We start from the raw sequence: 505 nt of genomic DNA, 5'->3' as shown, positions 1-505 counted from the left end.
GGCAAATGTAGTCAGCACGCTGACCGACGGTTCCTACACCATCAGCGCAAGCGTCAAAGATGCCGCAGGTAACGACGGTTCAATTACACACGACGTCACGGTTGATACCATTGCGCCGGTTCTGACTATCAATACCGTTGCAGCCGACGACGTCATTAACGCTATCGAAAAAGGCGAAGCGCTGACCGTCAGCGGCACCAGCAATGGTACCGACGGCAGCGTGATTACGCTGAACCTCAACGGCCAGAACTACACTGCGACCGTCAGCAACGGCGCGTGGACGCTGAACGTTCCGGCTTCCGACGTCGCGAAACTCGGCGAAGCGGATTACACCCTGACCGCCAGCAGTACCGACGCGGCGGGCAACACCGGCAACGCGACGCACGACATTCTGGTCGACAGTTCATTGCCGTCCGTGAGCATCAGCCCGGTGGCGACAGACAACATCGTTAACGCGACTGAAATTAACGCCGATCAGACCATCAGCGGCAAGGTCACTAATGCC

1 protein-coding gene is annotated in these 505 nt (G+C 58.0%); it reads left to right on the top strand.

Features of this window, described 5'->3' with window-relative positions:
* Positions 1-505, top strand: a 505-nt coding sequence (locus tag ACJY2G_RS25555; protein WP_439292387.1) for an Ig-like domain-containing protein, incomplete at both ends; no start/stop codon positions are given.

This window comes from Rahnella sp. ATs2 (assembly GCF_051851855.1).
Taxonomy (GTDB): Bacteria; Pseudomonadota; Gammaproteobacteria; order Enterobacterales; family Enterobacteriaceae; genus Rahnella; species Rahnella variigena.
This window is presented reverse-complemented; position numbering and strand designations above follow the sequence as displayed.